The 3,208-nt window shown below is 71.4% G+C and carries 4 protein-coding genes; all 4 read left to right on the top strand.

Translation table 11 applies throughout. The annotated features are described in order from the left end of the window. Positions 1–594: LysR substrate-binding domain-containing protein (locus ACLN58_RS20015; RefSeq protein ID WP_415856989.1), on the top strand; the 594-nt coding region annotated here is incomplete at its 5' end. A gap of 16 nt (positions 595–610) precedes the next feature. Then, a complete protein-coding gene (locus ACLN58_RS20010) occupies positions 611–1,507 on the top strand; it encodes a ribonuclease Z (protein ID WP_415856988.1) in 897 nt (298 codons plus the stop codon). 124 nt (positions 1,508–1,631) lie between these two features. Then, a complete protein-coding gene (locus ACLN58_RS20005) occupies positions 1,632–2,549 on the top strand; it encodes a serine/threonine-protein kinase (protein ID WP_415856987.1) in 918 nt (305 codons plus the stop codon). A 170-nt stretch (positions 2,550–2,719) separates the two neighbouring features. Next, a partial coding sequence (locus ACLN58_RS20000) for a deoxyribodipyrimidine photo-lyase (RefSeq protein WP_415856986.1) occupies positions 2,720–3,208 on the top strand: 489 nt, incomplete at its 3' end.

Here is a 3,208-nt window from a genome sequence, read left to right as displayed (position 1 = left end):
ACGTGGCTCCCGCCGGCCCTCCGGGAGATCGCGCTCGGCGGCCGGATCGCCCTCGAGCTCCGCCGCGACGACGAGCACGCGACCGCAGACCTGCTCCGCTCGGGCGACGCGGTCGCGGCCGTCACGGCGGATCCCTCCCCGGTCCAGGGCTGCAGCGTCCGCCCGCTCGGGACCATGGTGTACCGCGCGAAGGCGTCGCGGGAGTTCGTGGAGCTCTGGTTTCCCGACGGGCCGACGCCGGAGAGCCTCGCGGCCGCGCCCGTCATGCAATACGACCGCAAGGACAGCCACCAGATGGCGCTCCTCGCACGCGTGGCCCCGCACGCGGCGCCGCCGCAGCACTTCATCCCCGACTCGGTGCAATACGTCGAGTCGGTGCACGCGGGGCTCGGCTGGGGCATGGTCCCGGACCAGCAGGACCCGGACGGCTCGCTCGTGCTCCTCGACCCCGACTGGGTCGAGCCGCTCCGGCTGTACTGGCAGGTGTGGACGCTCGACTCGCCGGGCCTCGCGGAGGTGACGGCCGCCGTCGTCCGCGCTGCCCGGGTGCTCGCCGCTCAGGGCAGCTATCCCATGGGAAGTAGGGCGGAGTAGCAAGATACTGGGCTGCATGCGCGAACTCATGGTCCTCGGCACCGCGTCCCAGGTGCCGACGCGGGCCCGCAACCACAACGGGTACCTCCTCCTCTGGGACCGCGAGGGGATCCTGTTCGACCCCGGCGAGGGCACGCAGCGGCAGATGATCCATGCGGGGGTCTCAGCCACACAGATCACGCGCATCTGCGTCACGCACGCGCACGGCGACCACTGCTACGGCCTGCCAGGGGTCCTCTCGCGCATGGCGCTCGACGGTGTCGACCACCCCGTGGACCTGCACTACCCGGCGGCCGGAAGCGAGGTCATCGAGGCCCTTGTCTCGGTCGCGTCTCCGGGCGTTGATCTTCGGCTGCACCCGCATGCGGTCCCGGGCGAGGTCGCGCCGGGGCTCGAGGTCCGGCCCCTGAGCCACCGGATCGAGGCGTACGGGTACCGCCTCGTCGAGCCGGATGGCCGCACGCTCCTGCCCGATCGGCTGCGGGCGGAGGGCATCGAGGGGCCGGAGGTCGCCCGGTTGCAGCGGCTCGGAAGGCTGCGCGGCGTCCGCCTCGACGAGGTGAGCGTGCCGCGCCGCGGCCAGCGCTTCGCGTTCGTCATGGACACCGAGCCGTGCCCCGGGGCGGAGGAACTCGCCGAGGGCGCGGACCTCCTCGTCGCGGAGTGCACCTTCAGCGACGACGACGCCGAGCTCGCCGCCCGCTACCGGCACCTCACCGCGGGGCAGGCCGGCTCTCTCGCGGCCTCGGGGAGGGTGGGCACGCTTGTCCTCACGCACTTCTCGTCGCGGTACACCGACGTCGGCCCGCTCGTCGACCAGGCGGCGCGGCGGGCGGGCGGAGCTGCCGTGGTTGCCGCCACGGACTTCGACCGGTTCGCGCTTCCGGCGCGGCGGGGCTGGGCCGTGGGCTGAGGCCGACGTCGAAGCTGGCTCTCGGTTTCGCGGGGTCGCTCTGCGGGTAATGGCAGACCAATCGAGCTTGATCGGCCGCCGCATCGGTCTCCTGCGGCCGTCCTTGGGTGAAAGCGGGTAGAGGATGGCGGCGAGACGGCAGGACGGAAGCGGTGCCGAGGGCTTATTGGGCGGCAGATACAGGCTGCTCGAGGCCATCGGCCAGGGGTCGGTGGCCGTCGTGTACCGAGGGCTGGACCAACTCCTCGACAGGGAGGTCGCGGTCAAGCTGACGAAGGCGGCAGCGGACCGTGGCGACATGCGACGGAGCGACGCGGAGGTCAAGCTTCTCGCGCGGCTCAACCATCCCGGGCTCGTCACCCTTCTGGATGCCGGAACCGACAACACGGCAGACGGCGTTCCGCGCGTCGTCCTCGTCATGGAGCTGATCGAGGGGCACGATCTCCGGGCGCGGCTCAAGGAGGGCGTCGTGTCCGCGCCGCGCGTCGCCGAGATCGGCCACGACCTGTCGGAGGCCCTGAGCTACATCCACGGCCATGCGGTGGTCCATCGCGACGTCAAGCCGGCCAACATCCTCCTCCTCGACGCCCACGACGAGGGCATCAGGGCGCATGCGAAGCTCGCCGATTTCGGCCTTGCCTGGATCGTCGATTCGGCTGTGACCCTCGAAGACGCGGTATCGGGGACGCCCGCGTACCTGAGCCCCGAGCAGGTGCGCGGCGAGTTCGTGGGGCCAGCTAGCGACATCTACTCCTTGGGGCTCGTGCTCCTCCAGTGCCTCACGGGCGAGCTCGCTTTCCCGGGCCCACCGCTCGAAAGCGCGGTGCGCAGGCTCACGCAGGGACCGCCGATCGGCGATGACGTCGACCCGGGCTGGCGGGATCTCATCGCGTCGATGACGGGCATGGACCCGGAGGGGCGTCCTAGCGCGGAGGAAGTGGCCGCGGCCCTCTACCGGATGGCCACCACTGTCGCGGTGCCCGTCGCGAAGGAGGCCGAACTGGCGCTCGGGCTCGGCGTGACGGCGCCGATTCTCGCGTAAGGCGAGACTCTCGCCGCAGGGGCACGCCCGGCGTCGCCCCGGAAGTCTGGTGAGCGGGGAGAACCTGGCTCTCCTCGCCGGGGTGACCTCTGGACAAGTGCAATATTCTCGGTAATCATATTTCTCGGCAATCGAGATATTGACGTCATCAACCCCCGGGAGTCTGGCCGATGAACCGCCCCCCGACCTCCATCGCATGGTTCCGCGACGATCTCCGGGTCGCGGACCATCCCGCGTTGCTCGCCGCGATGGACGCCGGCCCGACGTTCGCCCTCTACGTGCTCGACGAGTCCTCGCCCGGCATCCGTCCGCTCGGCGGCGCTGCGCGCTGGTGGCTTCACCGTGGGCTTGAAGCCCTGCGAGACGAACTCGAGCACCTCGGCGTCCCGCTCGTGCTGCGGCGGGGGCCGGCCGCCGCCGTCGTCCCTTCCGTTGCCGCCCAAGCCGACGCCGGCTCGGTGCTCTGGAACCGGCGCTACGGATGGCCTGAGCGGCGGGCGGACGAGGCGGTCAAGGCGCTCGCGCGGGCGGCGGGCCGCCGCGCGTCGAGCTTCCAGGGATCGCTGCTCCACGAGCCCTGGGAAGTCACGACGCGCCAGGGCGGGCACTACAAGGTCTTCACGCCGTTCTGGAACGAGCTGAGCTCGCGCGAGTTTCGC

This window comes from Sinomonas sp. G460-2 (genome assembly GCF_047759905.1).
Lineage (GTDB): Bacteria > Actinomycetota > Actinomycetes > Actinomycetales > Micrococcaceae > Sinomonas.
This window is presented reverse-complemented; position numbering and strand designations above follow the sequence as displayed.